Source organism: Microvirga sp. BF8, from assembly GCF_059888585.1.
In genome coordinates this window covers 1,683,746-1,701,186 of sequence record NZ_CM187619.1, presented here as the reverse complement: position 1 = coordinate 1,701,186, position 17,441 = coordinate 1,683,746, and the positions used below count along the sequence as shown (strand labels likewise).

The 17,441-nt window shown below is 62.5% G+C and carries 14 protein-coding genes; 10 read left to right on the top strand and 4 right to left on the bottom strand.

The window, feature by feature from the left end; all coding sequences use genetic code 11:
• The first annotated feature begins 28 nt into the window (after positions 1-28).
• The 10 genes from ehuB to AC522E_RS08100 all read left to right on the top strand — a co-directional run bounded on the left by ehuB (position 29) and on the right by AC522E_RS08100 (position 10,343).
• Complete coding sequence (gene ehuB / locus AC522E_RS08145) at positions 29-871, top strand: ectoine/hydroxyectoine ABC transporter substrate-binding protein EhuB (RefSeq protein WP_500750615.1); 843 nt, start codon at positions 29-31, stop codon at positions 869-871.
• 75 nt (positions 872-946) lie between these two features.
• Positions 947-1,612 (top strand): ectoine/hydroxyectoine ABC transporter permease subunit EhuC, encoded by a 666-nt coding sequence (gene ehuC, locus AC522E_RS08140; RefSeq protein ID WP_500749904.1) that lies wholly within the window; start codon positions 947-949, stop codon positions 1,610-1,612.
• Complete coding sequence (gene ehuD / locus AC522E_RS08135) at positions 1,609-2,301, top strand: ectoine/hydroxyectoine ABC transporter permease subunit EhuD (protein WP_500749903.1); 693 nt, start codon at positions 1,609-1,611, stop codon at positions 2,299-2,301. Before ehuC ends, ehuD begins: the two co-directional genes overlap by 4 nt.
• Entirely contained in the window at positions 2,298-3,101 is an 804-nt protein-coding gene (gene ehuA, locus AC522E_RS08130) for an ectoine/hydroxyectoine ABC transporter ATP-binding protein EhuA (protein WP_500749902.1), read from the top strand. The genes ehuD and ehuA overlap by 4 nt, the downstream gene beginning before the upstream one ends.
• A gap of 98 nt (positions 3,102-3,199) precedes the next feature.
• Positions 3,200-4,711 (top strand): NAD-dependent succinate-semialdehyde dehydrogenase, encoded by a 1,512-nt coding sequence (locus tag AC522E_RS08125; RefSeq protein WP_500749901.1) that lies wholly within the window; start codon positions 3,200-3,202, stop codon positions 4,709-4,711.
• A 13-nt stretch (positions 4,712-4,724) separates the two neighbouring features.
• Positions 4,725-6,116 (top strand): aspartate aminotransferase family protein, encoded by a 1,392-nt coding sequence (locus AC522E_RS08120; protein ID WP_500749900.1) that lies wholly within the window; start codon positions 4,725-4,727, stop codon positions 6,114-6,116.
• Between the two features lie 113 nt (positions 6,117-6,229).
• Positions 6,230-7,354, top strand: a complete 1,125-nt coding sequence (ald, locus tag AC522E_RS08115) for an alanine dehydrogenase (RefSeq protein WP_500749899.1) — start codon at positions 6,230-6,232, stop codon at positions 7,352-7,354.
• A 91-nt stretch (positions 7,355-7,445) separates the two neighbouring features.
• Positions 7,446-8,777: an ArgE/DapE family deacylase gene (locus AC522E_RS08110; protein ID WP_500749898.1), complete on the top strand. Its 1,332-nt coding sequence runs from the start codon at positions 7,446-7,448 to the stop codon at positions 8,775-8,777.
• A 294-nt stretch (positions 8,778-9,071) separates the two neighbouring features.
• Positions 9,072-9,746 (top strand): NAD(P)-dependent alcohol dehydrogenase, encoded by a 675-nt coding sequence (locus AC522E_RS08105; RefSeq protein WP_500749897.1) that lies wholly within the window; start codon positions 9,072-9,074, stop codon positions 9,744-9,746.
• 201 nt (positions 9,747-9,947) lie between these two features.
• Positions 9,948-10,343, top strand: coding sequence for a (R)-mandelonitrile lyase (locus AC522E_RS08100; protein WP_500750614.1), 396 nt, complete (start codon positions 9,948-9,950; stop codon positions 10,341-10,343).
• Between the two features lie 120 nt (positions 10,344-10,463).
• Here AC522E_RS08100 and AC522E_RS08095 read toward each other — a convergent pair whose 3' ends face one another.
• The 4 genes from AC522E_RS08095 to AC522E_RS08080 form a co-directional block, all read right to left on the bottom strand.
• The gene (locus tag AC522E_RS08095) at positions 10,464-13,265 is read right to left on the bottom strand and encodes an autotransporter outer membrane beta-barrel domain-containing protein (protein ID WP_500749896.1); all 2,802 of its coding nucleotides are present in this window, start codon (positions 13,263-13,265) and stop codon (positions 10,464-10,466) included.
• 498 nt (positions 13,266-13,763) lie between these two features.
• A complete protein-coding gene (locus AC522E_RS08090) occupies positions 13,764-14,471 on the bottom strand; it encodes an ABC transporter ATP-binding protein (RefSeq protein ID WP_500749895.1) in 708 nt (235 codons plus the stop codon).
• Positions 14,464-15,690: an ABC transporter permease gene (locus tag AC522E_RS08085; protein ID WP_500749894.1), complete on the bottom strand. Its 1,227-nt coding sequence runs from the start codon at positions 15,688-15,690 to the stop codon at positions 14,464-14,466. The genes AC522E_RS08090 and AC522E_RS08085 overlap by 8 nt, the downstream gene beginning before the upstream one ends.
• The gene (locus AC522E_RS08080; RefSeq protein ID WP_500749893.1) at positions 15,687-16,952 is read right to left on the bottom strand and encodes an efflux RND transporter periplasmic adaptor subunit; all 1,266 of its coding nucleotides are present in this window, start codon (positions 16,950-16,952) and stop codon (positions 15,687-15,689) included. The genes AC522E_RS08085 and AC522E_RS08080 overlap by 4 nt, the downstream gene beginning before the upstream one ends.
• Positions 16,953-17,441: the final 489 nt, after the last annotated feature.

Sequence of the window (17,441 nt, the reverse complement as noted above, 5' to 3'; positions counted from 1 at the left end):
CACCAGAGGAGAAGACCCTATGAAAACAATGATCCAATATGGCGTCGCCGTTCTTGCTCTTACCGCGAGCATCGGGGGGGCGCAGGCTCTCACCCTCGAGGAGGTGAAGAGTGCCGGCTATATCCAAGGTGCCACCGCCAACGAGGTGCCATACGGCTATATGAAAGAGGATGGAACGGCCGCCGGCATTGGCCCCGACGTCGCGATTGCCGTTCTGAAACGCATGGGGATCAATGAGGTGAACTGGACGGTGACACCGTTCGGCACGCTCATCCCGGGCCTGAAGGCCCGCCGCTTTGCATTTGCTGCCGCGGAACAGAACATCTCGCCCGAACGCTGCAAGCAGGTGGCATTCACGGAACCGAATTCCAGCTACGGCGAAGGTCTTCTCGTGAAGAAAGGCAACCCGAAGAAGCTGACCACCTATGCTGATATCGCGAAGGATCCATCCCTCAAGGTAGCAGTGGTCTCGGGAGCCAACAATATCGACTTCCTGCGCGCGGTTGGCGTCAAGGACAGCCAGATTGTCATCATTCAGGCCAATGCCGATGCGCCATCGACTGTGCAGTCCCGCGTCGATGCCTATGCAGCGACGGAGCTGACCGTGTCCAAGCTCGCGGAAGGCAGCCAGAACGTGGAGCAAGTGCGGCCCTTCACGGATCCGGTCGTCGACGGCAAGCCTGTGCGCAACTACGGCGGCTTCGCTTTCCGCCTCGAGGATAAGGACCTTCACGATGCCTTCAACAAGGCACTGGTCGATTTCCGCAAGACCGAGGATTACCAGAAGATCCTCACATCCTATGGCCTGAGCGCTGAGAGCATCAAGGCTGCGGCCGCCAAGAACGTCGCCGATCTCTGCGCCGGAAAGTGACCCGCTGCATCGCTCGAACCTCCCGGCCAGCGCCGCCCGCGCTGGCCGGGAAGCGCCCGCAAGGAGGAGTCGACGATGACATGGACACAATATCTGGCCCCCCTGTTGAAAGGGGCGCAGGTGACGGTGATGATCTCGCTCGCCTCGATCACTTTCGGCGTGATCCTGGCCTTCATCGCCGGAATCGCGCGCATATCGAGCAATCGATTTGTGGCGGGCCTCGCCTTTGTTTACATATTGCTGTTTCGCGGGACGCCGCTTCTCGTCCAATTGTTCTGGTTTTACTACGCGCTTCCGCTGGTCGGCGTCTCATTCGATCCGGTCACGACCGGCATCATGACATTGTCGCTTCTCACCGGCGCGTTCGGGGCCGAGGTCGTGCGTGGAGCTCTGCTCGCAGTGCCGCACACGCAGCTTGAGGCGGCGCGGGCGCTGAATTTCAGCAAGCGCTACACTCTCTGGCATATCTCGATGCCCCAGGCCATCATTGAAATGATGCCTCCCTTCGGAAACCTGGCCATCCAGAATCTCAAGGACACAGCCCTGGTCTCATTGATCTCGATCGCGGATCTGACGTTTCAGGCGCAGTCCATGCGCAACATCACCCTGGACAGCACCACGGTTTATACCCTGACGCTGCTCGGCTACTTCATCATCGCTCTCTGCCTGATGCTGATCGTGAGATTCATCGAAATGAAGCTGAGACGCGGCCCGGCCTTTCCCAGGAGTGCCCACACATGATGTACGGCTACGCCTGGGATACGTCGACACCACTAACGTTTGCGCTGTCCATCCTGCCAATCCTCGGCGTCGGATTGCTGGTCACCCTGAAGGCCGCCGCCGTAGGGTACGCCATCGCGCTCGTGCTCGGACTCGTGCTGGCCCTCCTGCGCCGCAGCAAGATCAAAGTCATTTCCTGGACGGTGGCCGGCTTCACCGAATTCATCCGCGATACGCCCCTCTTGGTCCAACTCTTCTTTCTTTATTACGTGCTGCCTGACTTCGGAATCGTCCTCCCTGCTTTCATGACTGGCGCTCTCGCGCTCGGCCTGCAATATTCGGCCTATACGTCCGAAGTGTACCGCGGAGGCATTGACGCGGTCCAACGCGGCCAGTGGGAGGCAGCGACGGCCCTCAACCTGAGCCGGATGCAAACCTACCGCGATATCGTGGTCCCGCAGATGATCCCGCGTATTATTCCGGCCCTGGGGAATTATCTGGTCTCGATGCTGAAGGAGACGCCCGTTCTGTCGGTCGTGACGGTGCTCGACATGCTCGGTCTCGCGAATATGATCGGCGAGCGGACCTTCGAGTATCTCGTGCCCCTCTCGATGGTGGGCCTGATCTTTCTTCCCATGACCCTTATCTGCTCGGCTCTGATTTATCTGGTCGAAAGAGCCCTGCCTAAAAGTGGGATTCCCCTGCGATGACACCCATTATCCGCTTTGAGAATGTCACCAAGCGCTTCGGTGCGCTGACCGTTCTCGACAATTTCAACTTCGAGGTTCAACGCGGCGAGAAGGTGACGCTGATCGGCCCTTCTGGCTCCGGCAAATCCACCGTGTTGCGCATTCTGATGACGCTCGAGCCGTTTCAGGAAGGACACCTGGAACTGGATGGGATCAGCTATCACGAGCCAAACGGGCGCGGTCCGTTCATGGCCAGCGAAAAGCACCTTCACAAAATTCGCTGCAATGTCGGCATGGTCTTTCAAAGCTTTAACCTGTTCCCGCACATGACCGTCCTGCGGAATATCGTCGAGGCGCCGGTTGCGGTTCTGAAGATGAAGCGGGACGAGGCTGAAAGCCGCGCCACAGAGTTGCTGCGCATGGTGGGTCTCTACGACAAGAGGGATCATTTCCCGAGTCAGCTCTCTGGCGGACAGCAGCAGCGTGTCGCCATCGCGCGGGCGCTCGCCATGCGTCCGCGCGTCCTGTTGTTCGACGAGCCGACGTCCGCGCTCGATCCGCAACTCGTCGGCGAGGTGCTTGGCGTCATCCGCGACCTCGCACGCGAGCACGACCTGACCATGCTCCTTGTTACGCACGAAATGCGCTTCGCCCGTGAGGTGTCGGACCGGGTCTGTTTCTTCGACAGGGGACGTATCGTTGAACAGGGAGAGCCCAATGGCTTCTTCACCAATCCGCAACAGCCCCGCACTCGGGAGTTCCTCAGCTCGATCCTGGGAGAACAGGAGCCTGCGCGAGACAATCTCCAGTGCGCCCCCTGAAAACCGAGACATTCTCTGCTCTTTTGCCGAAGAACCGAAATCCTCTCGCTGCCTGAAGCGGTAGCTTCCCTCCTATGGCATCCGAAGGAGGGCGACGCATGAACGCGATGACAACGGCCACTGCTCCAATACCCGTCAAAGCCGACGCCCACCCGGCCTTAAGCCGTCTGCGGGATCCCCGCCTGCTCCGCGAAATGGCGTATATCGACGGCCGCTGGACCGCAGCCCCAGGGGATGTACGCTTCGAGATCAACGATCCGGCCACTGGCCTCAACGTTGCCCGCGTGTCCAGGCTCGGGGCCGATGCCGCCGGCTGGGCTGTCGATGCCGCCGCCCGTGCCCTGCCCGCGTGGAAGGCCCTGCTTCCACAGGAACGCGCTGCACGCCTGCGCGCCTGGCACGGGCTCATCCTGGACGCGCGCGACGACCTCGCCCTCATCATGACGCTCGAACAGGGCAAGCCTTTCTCCGAGTCCCTCGGAGAGATTTCCTATGCCGCATCGTTCGTGGAATGGTATGCTGAAGAATCGAAGCGCCTGAACGTGGAGGGCGTGACGAGTCACCTGCCCGGCGCGGAGATGCTGGTGCGTCGCGAGGCCCTCGGAGTCGCGGCCCTTCTGACGCCGTGGAACTTCCCCGCGGCCATGCTGACACGCAAGGCCGCGGCGGCCCTCGCCGCCGGTTGCACGGTGGTTGCGCACCCGTCCTCGTATACTCCCCTTTCCGCACTTGCGCTCGTGGAGCTCGCAGAACGGGCCGGCCTGCCGCGCGGCGTTCTCAACATCGTGACAGGCGATGCCGAAGCCATTGCCAACCGCTTCTGCGACGACGAGCGCGTCCGCATCGTCAGCTTTACCGGCTCCACGGAGATCGGGCGCAAGATTGCGGCGCGCTGCGCCGCCACTATGAAGCGCCTCGTGATGGAGCTGGGCGGCCACGCACCACTGATCGTGTTCGATGACGCCGACCTGGATAAGGCCGTCGAGATTGCCATGGCGGCGAAATTCGCAACCTCGGGCCAGGACTGCCTCGCCGCTAACCGCATCTATGTCCAGCGTTCGATCTACTCCGCCTTCTGCGAGGCTTTCGGCAAGCGCATCGCCCGGCTGAAGGTGGGGCCGGGCCTGGATCAGGACACGGAAATCGGCCCGCTCATGCACGCCAATGCCGTATCGAAGGCGAAGGCGCAGGTCGTGGATGCTCTCGCCCGTGGCGCACGCCGTATCACAGAGGACAGCGAGGCTGCAGGTCCACTTTTCGTGACGCCGACGCTACTCGCGGACGTGCCTGACAGCGCGCTGATCATGCGCGAAGAGACGTTCGCGCCGGTTGCTGCCGTAACGCCGTTCGACACGGAGAACGAAGTGGTGGCGAGGGCCAATGCCACCGAGTATGGCCTCGTTGCCTATGTAGTGACCGACAATGGCGCACGGGCCCTGCGGGTGGGCCGCGCCCTCGAATACGGCATGGTGGCCGTCAACCGGGTGAAGATCACCGGGTCTCCTGTTCCTTTTGGCGGGATGAAGCAATCCGGCCTCGGTCGCGAAGGCTCCCGCCACGGCATCGAAGCCTTCACCGACGTGAAATACCTCTGCCTTGACATTCAATGATCCGGAGCCAGCAATGCTGAACGAAACAAAGATCCAAGAAAACGAACTCAATGCCTGGGATCGGGATCACTTCTTCCATCCCTCAACCCACACGGCCCAGCATGCGCGCGGAGAGACGCCGAACCGCATCATCACCGGCGCCGAGGGCGTTTACATCGTCGACCGGCACGGCAAGCGGAGCCTCGACGCCTTCGCGGGCCTCTATTGCGTCAACGTGGGCTACGGCCGGACCAAGATCACTGATGCCATCGCGGAGCAGGCGGCGGCCCTACCCTATTACCATGCCTATGTGGGCCACGGCTCCGAGCCCTCGATCCGTCTTGCGAAGATGATCATCGACCGCGCCCCGGAAGGCATGAGCCGCGTGTTCTTCGGTCTGTCGGGGTCGGATGCGAACGAAACCAATATGAAGCTGGTCTGGTACGTGAACAACGTGCTGGGACGGCCCGAGAAGAAGAAGATCATCTCGCGCTGGCGCGGCTATCACGGCTCGGGCCTGATGAGCGGCAGCCTCACCGGTCTTGCAGCCTTCCACAACCTGTTCGACTTGCCGCTCGCGCCGATCCTGCATACAGAAGCGCCCTACTATTTCCGCCGGCCCGACCGGGACATGAGCGAGGAGCAGTTCTCCCAATACTGCGCCGACAAGCTTGAAGAGCTGATTCAGGCCGAGGGTCCGGATACCGTTGCAGCCTTCATCGGAGAGCCGGTGCTCGGCACAGGCGGCATCGTGCCGCCGCCGAAGGGTTACTGGGAGAAAATCCAGGCAGTCCTGGCGAAATACGATATTCTCCTCATCGCAGACGAGGTGATCACGGGGTTTGGGCGGCTTGGCAGCATGTTCGGATCCGACCACTACGACATCAAGCCGGACCTCATCACCATCGCCAAGGGCCTGACCTCAGCCTATGCGCCGCTCTCGGGCGTCATCGTCTCTGAGAAGCTCTGGCGCATCCTTGAGCAGGGATCGGACACCTATGGCCCCATAGGCCATGGCTGGACCTATTCGTCCCACCCGCTTTGTGCGGCGGCAGGCGTTGCCAACCTGGAGATGGTGGACGAGCTCGACGTCGTCACCAATGCCCGTGAGGTTGGTTCCTATTTCAAGCAGGCGCTCAACGAAGCGGTCGGCTCCAACCGTTTCGTCGGCGAGGTGCGCGGCGAAGGGCTGATGGCCGCCGTGGAGTTCGTCCGCGACCGCGACGACCGCACGTTCTTCGACCCCTCCGAGAAGGTGGGGCCACGCATTACGGCTGCCTTGCTCGAAAGGGGAATCATCGGCCGTGCCATGCCGCAGGGCGATATTCTCGGCTTCGCTCCGCCGCTGTGCCTGACCAGGGAAGAAGCAGATATTATCGTGTCCGCCACGAAGGATGCTGTGGAGGCGGTAAGCGCGACGCTCTAATATCAGCTCTGCGGCGGGCAGTGCGAGGACTGCCGCCGCGTAGAGCGTCACCGGCTTCGTGAATGGTCTGAACAAGAGGGCCCAAGCCCCATTCCAGATGAGGAGGCAACCTTATGCTTATCGGCGTACCGTCGGAAATCAAGGACAACGAAGCCCGCGTGGGGCTCACTCCGTCGTCCGTGCAGGAACTGGTTCATCACGGGAACCGGGTCATGATCCAGTCCGGTGCCGGCCTCGGAGCCGGCCTTCCCGACGAGGATTACATGGCCGTCGGTGCTGAGGTCGTCGATGGCCCGGACCGGATTTTCGCCGAAGCCGAAATGGTCGTGAAGGTCAAGGAACCTCAGGCGCAGGAGCGCAAGCGCCTACGGCCGGGACAGGTCCTGTTTACCTACCTGCATCTTGCACCCGATCCTGAGCAGACCCGCGACCTCATGGAGTCAAAAGCGGTTTGCATCGCCTACGAGACCGTGACCTCCCCCACCGGCGCCCTGCCCCTGCTAACCCCGATGTCCGAGGTCGCTGGCAGACTCGCACCGCAGGTTGGTGCCCACGCACTGGAAAAAGCCCAGGGGGGACGCGGTATCCTGCTCGGCGGCGTTCCGGGCGTCCCCGCCGCGTCCGTGGTTATTCTGGGAGGAGGCGTATCGGGCACTCATGCGGCCACCATCGCTATTGGCATGGGCGCGCGGGTGACGGTTGTCGACCGGACCCCGGATGCTCTGAAACGCCTGTCGAACCAGTTCGGCAGCGCGATCTCCACAGTGTACTCCACGCGCGCGGACATCTCGGAGCTGGTCAAGGGGGCCGATCTTCTCATTGGCGCGGTTCTCATTCCGGGGGCTGCCGCGCCAAAGCTGGTGAGCCGCCAGATGATCGGCACCATGAAGCAGGGAGCCGTCGTCGTCGATATTGCGATCGATCAGGGTGGGTGTTTCGAAACTTCTCACCCCACAACCCATTCCGATCCGACCTATGTGGTGGACGGGGTCGTACACTACTGCGTCGCCAACATGCCCGGAGCTGTTGCCAGAACCTCGACCTTTGCGCTGAACAACGCGACGCTACCCTTTGTTTTGGCCATCGCAAACAAGGGCTGGCGCACGGCAATGGAGGAGGATCCGCATCTGCTGGCGGGCTTGAACATATGCGACGGAAAGATCACCTGCAGGCCCGTGGCGGAGGCCCAGGGCCTGCATTACACCCCTGCCCGGGACATGATCGTGAAAAGACACTGACAGGCATTTTCCTCCGACACCAGGAAAGGTCAGTCGGTGCAGTGCTCCGCCATCGCACTCGTCAATATCCGCAGAGGCTGCTTCATTGAACATGACACCGCCGAACAAGGACGTTTCTCGCACGGACGCACTTTCAGAGGCCCATCGGGACCGCATCGTCGCCGCCGTTGACGCCGCCTTCGACTCCCAGATCGGGTTTCTTTCGGACCTGGTGCGTTGCGTCTCGCTGCGAGGGCGGGAAACAGAGGTGCAGGAGCTCGTCGAGGCGGCGCTCAAGGGAAGAGGATACCGGGTCGAACGTCAAACGATTGATCCGTCTTTGATTGGCCGGCATCCAGCCTTTTCTCCGACGACGACCAGCTATGAAAACTCCTGGAACGTTATCGGCGTTCGCGAGCCGGCGATCTGCCTTGGACGATCCCTCATCCTGAATGCTCATGTCGACATAGTACCCACCGGCGAGCCGGAGCGTTGGCGATATCCGCCCTTCACGCCGACACGACTGGGAGAGTGGCTTTACGGCCGTGGCTCGGGGGACATGAAGGCGGGCCTGTCGGCTGCGATCTTTGCTCTCGATGCGATCACGGCCGCCGGCCTTGAGTTGATGGCTCCCGTCCAGATCCATTCGGTCGTGGAGGAGGAGATCACGGGGAATGGAGCAGCGATGGCGCTGGCCAGCGGGCATGTCGCCGACGCGGTGCTGATCCCTGAGCCGACCGATGAAAAGCTCGTTCGGGCAAACTCCGGCGTCATCAAATTCGCCATAACGGTCAATGGGACCCCGGCTCACCCGCGCGACGTCAGCGGTGGAGTGAGTGCGCTCGATGCGGCAATCCGGCTGATCGATCACCTGCGCAGGCTTGAGGCTCGTTGGAATGAGGAACGGGCGACACGGCCGTTCTTCGACAAAGTGGACAACCCCGCGGCCCTGACAATCGGGACGATTCATGGCGGTGAGTGGATCGCATCCGTCCCATCGTGCTGTCGATTCGAGGGACGCATCGGCTTCTATCCCGGGGACGAGCCCGGGGTCCGCATGAAGGAGTTCGAAGCCTTTGTTGCCGGGGCTGCAACGGAGGACCCTCTGGTGCGGCGGTGCCTGGAGCCCGTCGTGGATTGGGTCGGCGTGACACATGCAGGCTATACTCTTCGACCGGGGTCCGATGCGGAGACGGTTCTCGCCGGAGCACACGCATGCGCCAACCCGCCCGGCAGCCCGCCGTTGCAAGCGTATGTCATGGCCTGCTATTTGGATGCCGCGGTATATGCTGTACACGCGGGAATGCCCGCATTGGTTTATGGACCTGTGGCGGAAAACATTCATGCCATCGACGAGCGCGTGTCCCTCCCTTCTCTGCGGCGCGTGACAAAGGCAATTGCACTCTTCGCAGCGGAATGGTGCGGCGTTCGCCCCGCAGACTGAAACCAGGGAGGGAACCAACGCCCGCCAGGTCCTGAACCGGGGAGAGGCTGCCGGCCCATGCGACCGCATCCCGCCTATGCGACGCAGCTGGGATGTGGCGATCATCGCCGTTGGCTTCGAACACTCTGATCAATCTACGCCGGGCGTTCATCGGTGACCTTGTCGGCGCCCCGCCCCCGTGGCATGGAACACCTGGCTGACGCGGACCTTGCCCGATGACGCCGAGGTGAGGAGCAGCTCTGCCGGGAAGGCAATACGGGCGCCTATGGCGGCTTCGACCGCCTCACGCAGGAGATGACCCACGGGGGTTATTCCAAGCACATCGTGGTCCGCCAGGAGTTCGTCCTGCGGGTTCCGGAGGGATTGGACATCTCCCGGACGGCCCCGCTGCTGTGCGCGGGCATTACCACCTACTCGCCCCTGCGCACATGGCGTGTTGGCCCGGGCAGCCGCGTTGGCGTGATCGGCCTCGGCGGTCTCGGCCACATGGCCGTGAAGCTCGCATCGGGCCTCGGGGCGCACGTGACGGTCATGAGTCGCACGCCCGACAAGCGGGCCGATGCGCTGGCCCTCGGAGCGGACAGGCTTCTCGTCTCGACCGATCCCGACGCCATGGCGCAGGCTGCCAGCAGCTTCGATCTCATCATCGACACCGTTCCCAGCAAGCATGACCTCAACCCGTATCTGCCGCTGCTCGACGTGGATGGTACGCTCGTGATCGTCGGGCAGATCGGCCCAATCGACGAGATGTCGTCCGTTCCGCTCCTGCTGGGACGGCGGCGTGTGGCGGGCTCGTCGATCGGAGGCATTCGAGAGACGCAGGAGCTCCTTGATTTTTGCGCCCGCAAGACCATCCTGCCGGAGACGGAGACGATCCGCATGGACGAGATCAACGAGGCATACGAGCGGATGGAGCGCTCCGACGTTCGATATCGCTTCGTGATCGACATGGCATCGCTCAAGGAGTGAGCGTAAGAGATGCCGCTGTGCCGCCTAGTGCGGAATGGAGTGGCGCAGCGGCCTTCCTCCGATGCTGAGAGGCCTGCCAGCCTCGATGTCATCGGGCATGATTGTCACGGTCGCCGCGTCGGCTATTGAGGGGCACGCCCAATGTTTGGCGCAGGACGACGCCAGCGAGTCGAAGAAGCACATCCGTGAAGGGGAATGATGATGGAGATCAAGCGAAGTGGTTCACAACCTTCCGGAAAGGGGCCGGTGGAGTGGTTCACCGGTTCGGTCCGGATCGATCCACTGTTCAGCCCGCCCGATCCGGCCCGCGTTGCGGGGGCGCTGGTGACCTTTGAGCCTGGGGCCCGAACGGCCTGGCACACGCACCCCCTCGGCCAGACCCTCATCGTCGCATCGGGCCTCGGCTGGATTCAACGCGAGGGCGGGCCCATCGAGGAGATCCGGCCCGGCGACGTGGTCTGGTTTGAACCTGGCGAGAAGCATTGGCACGGCGCCACAACCACCACGGCCATGAGCCACATCGCCGTCCAGGAGAAGCTCAACGGCTCGGCTGTCGACTGGATGGAGCACGTCACGGACGAACAGTACCGCAGGTGACCCTCCCGTAAGAGACGGCCCAATCTCGCGCTCGACAGAGGATGCCATGGAAAGATCGGCGCGTGCCGGGCGGATATCGCTCAACTCGTTGCCAGGTTCGAATGTGCGACATGGTCCGAGTTAATAGCTCCCGAACCTCCAAGTGAAGTGGCCCTTGAGGGTGTGGTCCTGCGCCCTTTCACCGATCTGACCATTGTAGTTGATCCCCAAGCCCACTGCATCAGAAGCCTGCCAGTCGAGCTTCGCCTCCGCCACAAGTGCATCGCGGTCCACTGGTACACCGGCCACGTTGAACGCCGATGTTCCGCCCGCGAACGCCAGCAGCGCCTCGGGCTCCACATCCCCATAGGCATGCCTCCAGCCGAGCAGACCTGTGAGAGTCAGCGGCACCTCCTGACTCAGCCGTGCCTCAGCTCGCAACCCCATTGTCGTGGTGCCGAGATCATAGGTGCGGCTGGCGCCGAACAGGGAGGCTGCACCGCCATTTTCGACAAAGCTGCCGGTGTGCAGACGCAGGACAGAGACGCCGAGGAACGGCTCAAACTGGAGTCCCCCGGCAGCGACACGGTAGCCGACCTCGCCGAACGCCTGAAGGGTTGCGCCATCATAGGCGGCGCTCGTCGCATCGGCGAAGCCCGGGAACGCGATGGTACGCTGAGTGTCGATATCGTGCCCGGCATAGGCTGCGCCGAAGCGCAATCCGAATGCTCCCCAGTTCGTGGAGCCGTAGAGAGCGCCGAACACGCTCTCATTGGAGCCCGAGGACAGGAGGCGGTCGACATCGAAGGAGGTGCGGATGAAACCACCTGCCAGTCCGAGGCGGATGCCGTCGCTCACCTGTGCATCGGCGCCGAGGACGAACCCGCCTGTGGACAGGTTCAGGCCAGACGTGTTTGCCGTAGAGCCGATCTTACCCCAGGAGCCGAAGCCCTCGCCCCACAGGGCATAGCGGCGCCGGTCCGGAACAGGCGTCACCGGGACCGGTTGCAAGTTGCCACCAGAAACATCGGCGGCGAAGGCTGCCGCATAGGAGCCCTGCGCCAGGTGCGGCAGGGCACGGCCGGCCAGTGGCTCCCTCAGGCGGGAGAGGATGGAATTTCCGATAAGTTGTGCGTTGCCATAGGCGACCGTTGACGCCGAGGCATGAGCCTCGCCCGACAGAGCATCCAGAGCATTGCGGGCATCCTGCGCGCTCGTGCTGGTAAGGATGGCAGTATAGATTGGGTCCGACGGTCCGAGCCCGGTCACGGCATCGGCCACCGCATCGTCCGTAGCATCGGCTGCGATTCCATCGAATGGCCGGGCATTGCGTACGAAGGTCACGTTGATCAGCTCGGACTGGTAGGTGACGTTCGGGTCGAGGAACAGAAAGTTAGACGTCACACGGGAAAACCGGCCGCTGATCCCAGAATCGGATGAGAGCACGGTGTGGCTCCTGGTCAGATCAACGCTGGTCGCGCTGCCGTTCAGAGCCAATGTTCCATCGAGAGATGCGAAACCTTGGACTGCCAGACGATCCGAGGAGGCGCCCAGAAGCCTGATCGACAGTGTACCGCCCGCCTGCTGCACATAGTGCCCGGCGATCGTAAGGATTCCCGGGCTGGATGCCTGACCCGGGGCCACTGTGCCGCCCGAATTCACGAGCCATGTCGCTCCGATCGTGCCGGAGCCGCCGAGGATACCGCCTTGAAGGAAGACATTTTGCGCATTGAGGCGCCCATCGACCTGCAAGGTGCCGGCAAGGATCGACGTATCAAGGACCGTCGTGAGAACCCTTTGGTTTGGAATGCTGAGGGCAGCCTGCGTATTGACGATGGTCACGCTGTCGACCGTAGGGTCCATATCCGTCGTGATGACCGAAGGCTTATCCAGTGACACATCGTAGTACCGGCCGACTTCACCATATCCGGCAAAGGTGCCGCCTTGATTATTCGGCACCTCGCTTCGTCCGAGAGTGTCGGACCATGCGTTCGGATTGCTCCAGTTGAAGACGCCCAACTTGGCCGCGGTCCAGCGCAGAGGGTTGTTCTGAAGGATCCACGCGTAATAGTCCTGCACCGGGGTCCAGAAATCGACAGCCCCATAGCCGCTTCCTCCGCCGATGACAGTGCCGATCTGGATGAGGCCGTTCTCGGTGACGAGAAAGAGTGGCCCGCCGCTGTCGCCTGGACCAGGTTGCCCCTGCAGGGGCGGAACCGGAACACCCTGCGCGTCCAAATTGAACCGATCAGGCTGGTCGGGTGAACCCGGAATCCTGAACTGCGCCGCGATGGACCTGGGGTTGCCAGCCTCGGTCGGCGCGTACGCGCCGATGTTGGTGTAGGCAATCCGTCGCTTGCCATCGTCGTTCACGTCAGGACTCGTGCCGGTGCCGGAGGCGCCGTAGCCCGAAATGAGGACAACCGATCCAATCGCCGGAAGCGGATCGCCAGGTGCGATGAGCGTGACGGGCCTAATGCCGGTAACCGGGGCGTTGAGCGACAGCAGGGCAATGTCGTTATTGCCGAATCCATCCGCGGGGTAACTGCGGTGCGCATAGACGCCGCTGAGCCCCCGGTCGTCGACCGTTCCGATCGCGGAATTGCTTCCGAACCGGACCTGGAATTGCGGGACGGACGGGTACGTGAAGACCTGGCCCGTATCTTCATTAATGAGACAGTGAGAGGCGGTGAGGACCGTGCGGCTGTTGATCAGGGTTCCTGTGCACCAACTCCCACGTTCCATGCTGTATATGGATACGACATTGGGGAGGGCGTTTCCCGTGTCCCAATAGTTTGCAATTCCGCCCGCCGCTGCTTCCGCAGGGTCGTTGAGGTTCACCGCATGGGCCGGAGCAATCAGGGCAAGAGTGGAGGCGGCGGACAGGGCAAGGTGCCGTAGGCTCGATCTGCCCGAATTTCGAACCTTTCCAGAATATTCCATCGCCCCTCTCCGTTTATTTCTGCTGATTTGCCTGTGCCGTCGAACCTTGTAGGAGGCGCGGACCGGAGTCGCCGATCCCGTCACCGCCGGCCCCTCACTACTGAATACGGGTCGAACTTCTTGGTGAGATCGCCCTCGAGGGCGTGGCTCTGGGTGCGAGCGCCGACCTTACGGGCCTGACCGGTGTCTCTCGGCAAAGTTGGTGTCGAGATTTTTGGACCTTGCTCGACGAGAAAATGGACGGTCTGGAACATGATTCTTCTTGATGGTGCCGAGGCACACATCAAGTGGCCCGAAGCGTCGGGGGCACCATAAGATTGGCTGCCCTACAGTCCACCGGATCGGCGATCACAGGCAGGTTTTCCTACCGCATGTGACCTTACGGCAACGGTTCCATTGCACCCTTGGCAGCGGTCACACGCGAGCTGGACTTGCGCTGGGGCCAAACGGCAGCGCCACATTCTATTCGGGCCTGTCGTTGCGACACGATGCGCTCCGTCATCCCAGACCGCTCCTGGCGCTCGCCTCGCCGGCGATCTGCCCGTCCACCACCTGGATTATTCGGTCGCAGCGCTTGGCCAGGCCCAGGTTGTGGGTCACGGTCAGAAAAGTGGTTCCGCGTTCACGGTTGAAGCGTCGCATCATCTCGAAGACGCCGTCGGCGGAGACGGTATCGAGATTGCCGGTCGGCTCATCGGCAAGGATCAGGGGAGGATCCATAGCAAGCGCGCGAGCGATGGCGACTCGCTGCTGCTGTCCACCAGACATGTTGGTGGCCCGATTGTTGCGCCACTTGGACAGCCCAACGAGCTCGAGGAGCTCGGATGCGCGCTGCTCCATCTCGCGATCGGGATGTCTCCGGTCCACAAGCATGGGCATCATGACGTTCTCCAGCGCCGTAAAGGCCGAGATCAGATAATGGTATTGGAACACGAAGCCGATGCTGTGTCCCCGCAATCGCGTAAGATCGCTGTCGGATAAATCAGCCGTATCGGCGCCGTTGATGACCAAGCGGCCCGATGTCTGCCGATCCAGCAGACCGATGATGTTGAGCAAGGTGCTCTTGCCCGAACCCGAGGGACCCATGATCGCTACGAACTCGCCAGTCCCGACGGTCAGATTGATGCCGTGCAGGATCTCTGTCTCGATCGGAGTTCCGATATTGTACGACTTGCGGATATTATCGAGGAGCAGCAGGTCAGCCACGGATCGCCTCCACGGGATCGAGGCGTGCGGCGCGCAAGGCCGGCGCAATGCCAGCGATGATGCCGGTCAGGGTCGCCAATCCCGCCGCCGCGACAAACAGGGAGGGCCGCAGCAGCAGCGGAAAAAGCTCGCTCCCATCCACCTGCCGCGCATAAGCGTGCCACAGCGTCAGCGCGCCGGCGCCCATGGCCGATCCCACGAGCGAGCCTAAAAAGCCCAAGACGCCGCCCTGGATCAGAAACACCCGCAGGATCTGGCCGCGCGCGGTGCCCATGGCGCGCAGAATGCCAATGTCCTTGGAGCGCTGGATTACGGACACAATCAGGACAGCCGCGATGCCGAAGGCGACTGACAGGCCCACGAACAGTCGGATCAGCGTATTGGAGTTCTGCTGTGCCCGCACAGCCGTGAAAAACTGCGCGTTGGTGGCGATCCAGCTATCCGCCTCCACCGGAAGGGCCGCCTTGATTTCCTGCGCAATCGCCTCGGCGGCGTAGATGTCGGTGACGGTCAGGTCGATGGTCGTGACACCACCGATCAGGTCCAGCAGACTCTGGGCGGTCCGCAGCGCAACGAAGGTGCTGCGCCCGTTGACCCCCTTGTTCCCGAGATCGAAGATCCCCCGGATGGTCAGGGTTCGCAAACCGCCGGCGGCGGTCGTCACATTGATCTTGTCGCCGAGCGTCGCTCCCAACTCCTTGGCGAGCTCCGTTCCCACCAGGATGTCGTCCGTTCCCAACCGGGGCTCGCCGGACACAATGTAGTCGGGCAGACGCACGATCTGGAAATAGTGCTCCGGCTCCATGCCCGTCAGGGTGATCGAGCGGCTCGCGTCACCCCTTATGGCCAGTGCGGCCCCGGATGCGGTCGGAGAAACCACGACGATATCCGGTCGTGCCTGCATTTGAGTGCGGATGCTCTGCCACTGGTCGAGCGACCGGATGCGCTGGGTCGGGCGCTGGACAATGGCGGCCTCGACAACCCCAGTCCCGCCGCGCAGCGGACGCGCCACCTCGTCAGGCGGCAACAGCTGGATCTGGGGCTGAGAGGTCAGGACCCTTTTGATGAAGTTGGCCTGGAGCCCGGCCAGCATTGCGGACATGAAAACGATGACGCCCACGCCAAGAGCGATGCCCCCGAGAATGAAGCCGGTCTGCATGCGCCCTTCGGCGAGGAACCGAAGGGCCGCGATCCATTCGAATGGGAGCCAACGCTTCATGGCGCAATCGGCCTCACCCGCTGCCCAGCCCTCACTCCGGAACCTACAGGGATCAATTTTTCGCCCGCTGTCACCCCTTCAACGATCTGGATCCTGTCGCCCGCGCGGAGGCCCAGCTTCACGGGCTGCATACGTGCTCGATGATCGCGCACGGCGAGGACGAAAGGGGATGCGGAATTGGGCTCGTGCACCACGCGCGCCGGCACGATCAGGGCGGAGAGACGGCGATCCACCTCGACGTCCACGGAAACGGTCATGTCCTGGCGGAGATAGGGCGGAGGATCGGGAACCAGAAATTTCACTTCGACCGAAGCGCGAGCAATGTCGACGGCGGGATTGATATAGACGAGGCGAGCCGGAAAGCGCTCGTTGGGGTAGGCATCCGCCGAACCGAGCGCGTCCTGGCCCAGTTTCAGAAGGCCGAGGTTCTTCTCGTCGATCTGGACTACGAGTTGGACCTCGCCCTCGGGAGCGAGGATCAGCAACGCCTTGCCGGGTTGGACCACCGCGCCGCGCTCCACGCTTCTGCTGATGAGAGTCCCGTCCCGCGGCGCCCTGATCGTGGCATAGCCAAGCCGGGTCTTGGCAGTTGCGAGGCTCGCCTCCGCCTGCTTGAGCTGTGTCTCCGCCATGACAAAGTCGCTGCCTCCCGGACTGGCGGTGTAGACCTGGAGCTGGGCCGAGCGGACCAAAGTCTGGCTCACGTTGAGTGCCCGGGTGGCATCATCCAGCGTAGCCTGGCTTCCATAGCCTCCCCGGGCCAGTTGCTCAGCCCGCCCATAAGCCGCCTGTGCGTTGACCAGGGTCGCCTGGGCCTGCTTCAAGGCCTCCTGGGCGGCCGGAAGGGTGACCTCCCGCATCTGCCGCATTCGTGCCTGCGCCTCCGCCAGTGCACCCTCGGTACGAACGACCTCGTCCTGCAGCTCCGTCGGATCAAGAGCAATGAGTGGCTGGCGGCGGGTCACCTTCTGCCCTTCCTCGACCAGCACGTCCTGGACCGTACCCGTGATTTGGCTGCCGATCTCGACCCGGTATGGCGTTTCAACATGGCCGCTGGCCACGACCGTTTTGACGAGATCCCCGCGTATCACGCTGTAGGCCACCACTTCTGGGCCATAGAGCCAGCGCGCAATCAGCAAGATCGCAACGGCGACAAGAAGCGCCGATCCACCGACCGCCCACTTGTGGCGCCACGACGAACCCAGGAGATCGCGAAGGCGATGCTTCTTCAGCAGCGGAAGGTCGATGTTTCTTTGTTGCACGACGACCTCAATTGTGTCTGCCCTGGCATAGATATCGCCCAAGGCGGTCACATTCCCAAGACCGTAAACTCGCGAACGGCACCACGTTCGCGAACGGAGCTGGAGACCTTGGACGTCTCGTGCCCTGGCGCCCAAGCATAGTACCCGGGCGCTGCGCCGAGAATCCTCCGGCGCGGCCGCATTCAAGCGGGACGCCAGGCAGCTGACCCATTCCTGCCACCAATCCCCCTCACGAGGCTCTGCCAGGGGCCCATAGATCGCGGGATTGTGGTGACGTCCCCCTCGGCCAGCACCTGCCAGCTACGATGGGCCTGCCAAGCCCGGAAACGAAACCGAGGTTATGCCTTCTCTTCAGGAGCCGAAAGTAACGTTCCTGTCAGTCCGTGCCTCTCGGACACGGAGCATCACGCTGGGTTCCTCCGCGAGAATGGCCTTCGGCTGTTTCATGGCAGCTCCTCGTCTCCATTATCCGGTAACGATGCAAGGCGC